This window comes from Silvanigrella sp. (assembly GCF_044369315.1).
Lineage (GTDB): Bacteria > Bdellovibrionota_B > Oligoflexia > Silvanigrellales > Silvanigrellaceae > Silvanigrella.
Window position 1 is genome coordinate 1 of the sequence record NZ_JBIPMD010000316.1, and the last position, 3,116, is coordinate 3,116.

3 protein-coding genes and 1 pseudogene are annotated in these 3,116 nt (G+C 28.8%); 2 read left to right on the forward strand and 2 right to left on the reverse strand.

Translation table 11 applies throughout. The features are described 5' to 3' along the window. Nucleotides 1-348: 348 nt before the first annotated feature. Together ACIQ56_RS16110 and ACIQ56_RS16115 are read right to left on the reverse strand one after the other, a co-directional pair. A pseudogene (locus ACIQ56_RS16110) lies at nucleotides 349-969 on the reverse strand (class II aldolase/adducin family protein); the annotation flags it as partial. Then, nucleotides 869-1,633: an iron-containing redox enzyme family protein gene (locus tag ACIQ56_RS16115; RefSeq protein WP_397602059.1), complete on the reverse strand. Its 765-nt coding sequence runs from the start codon at nucleotides 1,631-1,633 to the stop codon at nucleotides 869-871. The gene ACIQ56_RS16115 and the pseudogene ACIQ56_RS16110, both read right to left, overlap by 101 nt. Nucleotides 1,634-1,859: 226 nt before the next feature. Here ACIQ56_RS16115 and ACIQ56_RS16120 point away from each other — a divergent pair, with 226 nt between their 5' ends. Both ACIQ56_RS16120 and ACIQ56_RS16125 read left to right on the forward strand, forming a co-directional pair. Beyond that, nucleotides 1,860-2,342, forward strand: a complete 483-nt coding sequence (locus tag ACIQ56_RS16120) for an Hsp20/alpha crystallin family protein (protein WP_397602060.1) — start codon at nucleotides 1,860-1,862, stop codon at nucleotides 2,340-2,342. Nucleotides 2,343-2,474: 132 nt separating this feature from the next. After that, nucleotides 2,475-3,029 carry an aromatic amino acid lyase gene (locus tag ACIQ56_RS16125; protein WP_397602061.1) on the forward strand — a complete coding sequence of 185 codons (555 nt, stop codon included), beginning with the start codon at nucleotides 2,475-2,477 and terminating at the stop codon, nucleotides 3,027-3,029. The last annotated feature ends 87 nt before the right edge of the window (nucleotides 3,030-3,116 follow it).

Consider the following 3,116-nt stretch of genomic DNA (forward strand, 5'->3'; position numbering starts at 1 on the left):
CTTTCAAAAGCAACTTGCTCTGACAATTTTAAAAGTCTATTTTCCATCTCCATTTAAATCTCCTCCTCAAAAGGAGATTTAATTCTGGATTTATGCTTTGTAAAAATCACTTATTGGGAGGACACGTAGAAAATAAAAATGTAAGAACCATACAAGCGATTTCTAAAGCAATTACAGCATCGATGTCTTCTTTCCAAACAGAATTAAATTCTATAGAGAATTTACAAAACTAGACCACATAAATTGATTTTGTTTATGACGAACTTCTTGTTTACTTTTTTCTAAATAATCGTCTGAAATTAATTCTGCCTCTTTTATTCCTAACTGTAATGCTTGTAATTGAATTTGGCATGCTTTATCACAAACAATAAAATCCCATAGAGCTTGCTGCAATGTTGGCGAAGCTGTAAAAAGACCATGATTTTTAGCGATAACTATAGAATAATTTCCAAGTGCTTCCGCAATTGCTAATGCTTCCTGAGAAGATTTTACAGGCCCAGTAAAACCAGAATAAATACCTTGATCATTATGGATTGAGGCACCAAGTTGAGTTAATGGTTCTATTTTCACTCCAAGTAAACTTTGTGCAACAGTATTATCGGAATGGGTATGAACAATAGCGGATACATCTGGGCGTAACCGATAAATGGCACGATGAATAATTTCTCCATGATGTGACTTCCTGTTACCTTCCAAAATATTTCCGTCGAGATCCACACGTAAAACATCATCTATTTTAATTTGATTAAACGTAACACCGCTTGGATTAATCCAATATTGATTTGTTTCTGGGATACGTACACTTACATTCCCAAATGGCCCCGAATCTAATTTTTGCGCTACCAATATATGACAAGCTAAAAAAAGTTCATGCCGAAGTTGATAAGAAAAGCTGATTTGCATATGATCTTCTTTCATTTTCTCTCCCGAAAGGAATTTCTGAATTAAAAATTTGACTCCAAAACTCATCCCAAGCTGTTTTACTTTCAATATAACCATCAAATAAATCTTTTGTGAAATCTGGGTATTCTAAAATAATTTCACTAATCGCATTTTTAACAATTGTTTGATGGTGCAAATCTATTTCACCAATATGAATATCCCAAAATTCCCATTCTAAATTTTGTTTAATTTTCTCAATTTCAGGATTTTTTGAAAAATATTCATGCATGGTAGATAAATAAATTTGACATAAACATTCTCCACCCATTCCACGCAAACCAACTCCATAAGCCCAGGATTTTTTGTTTAATGAATTTTGAACAGATAATAGATGAGGCATACAATGAGGAGATGCATATTGCATTTCTTCCTTTTGAATACCTAAGCTCAATAAAAAATTATCGTATAAAATAGGATGTGCTGCTTTCGATTTCCCGTTACCTAATTCATCATTTAGAATTTCTGCCAAAATTGATTTTAAATTTCCAAAAGGCATTTTGCTTATTAATATTCCAAGATCCTCAATGTAATAGTGTGTAAAAAATCGATATTGAATAAATATTTTTTTTAGAACATTTAAAGGAGCAATTTCTAAATACTGCAAATTTTTATCTATCCGGTATTTTTCTGTCATTTTTGTCTGGTCTACTAAATCCCAAAAAATATTTTGTGCAATATTTATATTTCCCATGATTTTCTCCAAATATATAAAAAATATTTAATTTTATTTAACAATATTATTTTACATATTATCTATCTATAGATAAAATATTAATCCTCTATCGTTACCATAGATAAAAGTTATATCTCAAAAAATTGATTTAAAACTTAAGATCGAACCCTTTACAAACTGTTTCTAATGATTACTTTAATTTTGTGGTTAGAAAAATGTTTTATTATAATTAGGAGGAATTTTTATGTCATTTTTACAAAATTTCAAGAAACCTTCTTCTCTTATTTCTCGATTTGAAGAAGACCCTTTTTATGAATTACAAACAAATATCAATAAACTTTTTGGTAGTCTCATAAATGAACCACTAAATGATAAATCCATGTCAAAAAAAATAAAATGGAACCCATCTATAGAATTAAAAGAAACTCCGAAAGAATTTATACTAATTGCTGATTTACCAGGTTGTGAAAAAAAGGATATTCATATTACTATTCAAAATGATATTCTTTCGATTAAAGGTGAAAGAAACTTTGAAGAAAATAAAAATGACAACAAGTATCATTTGAGCGAAAGGTTTTACGGTTCCTTTGAAAGGCAAATACATATGCCTGAAATTTTTATAAACAAAGAAAAAATTGACGCAAAATTTACAAATGGAGTCTTAACTGTTTCTTTAGAAAGAAAAAATGAAATTCAAAATAATTTAAAAAAAATCGAAATCAATTAATTCTCAATTTATAAAATTCTAACCACAATGAATTCGGGTGTAACTTTTTAAAGTTACACCCGAATATTTTTTTACTATATATAAATTTAATAAAAATTAATAAATCTTGATTGATAAATTAATTTTATTCTATTGACTTATATAAAAAAAAAGGCAGATTCGTCAGCACAAATTAAAGGAAATAAAAATGCAACAAAATCAATTTATACTGAGAGACGCAAAATTTGCTTAGATAATTTTATTAAAATCTGTCTAAATAAACAAATAAAATTACAAATTTCAGATGATGTAAGAAAAAATATAACTGACTCAAGAAGCTTACTTGAGAGTTTTGTAGATGAGAAAAGAGTTATTTACGGTGTAAATACAAGTTTAGGCGGATTTGTAAATATACTTGTTCCAGTTGAATTTGCTGAACAACTTCAAAATAACTTAATTAACTCAGTTGCAACAAATGTTGGAGAATATTTCGATGATTCAATTGTAAGAGCCATCATGCTAACACGAATTATATCATTATCAAAAGGTGTTTCAGCAATAAGTCTAGAAAACTTTTTTATTTTTACTGAAATGTTTAATAATGAAATTTATCCTCTCATTCCTAAAAAAGGATCTCTAGGAGCAAGCGGAGATCTTGGTCCTTTGGCATGTATAGCCCTAGCCGCTACGTGTCCTCCCAATAAGTGATTTTTACAAAGCATAAATCCAGAATTAAATATCCTTTTGAGGAGGAGATTTAAATGGAGATGGAAAATAGACTTTTAAAATTGTCAG

What these genes read in the sequence shown, in the direction of transcription:
- ACIQ56_RS16115 (WP_397602059.1), bottom strand. Translation starts at nt 1,633, where the DNA reads ATGGGAAATATAAATATTGCACAAAATATTTTTTGGGATTTAGTAGAC.
- ACIQ56_RS16120 (WP_397602060.1), top strand. Translation starts at nt 1,860, where the DNA reads ATGTCATTTTTACAAAATTTCAAGAAACCTTCTTCTCTTATTTCTCGA.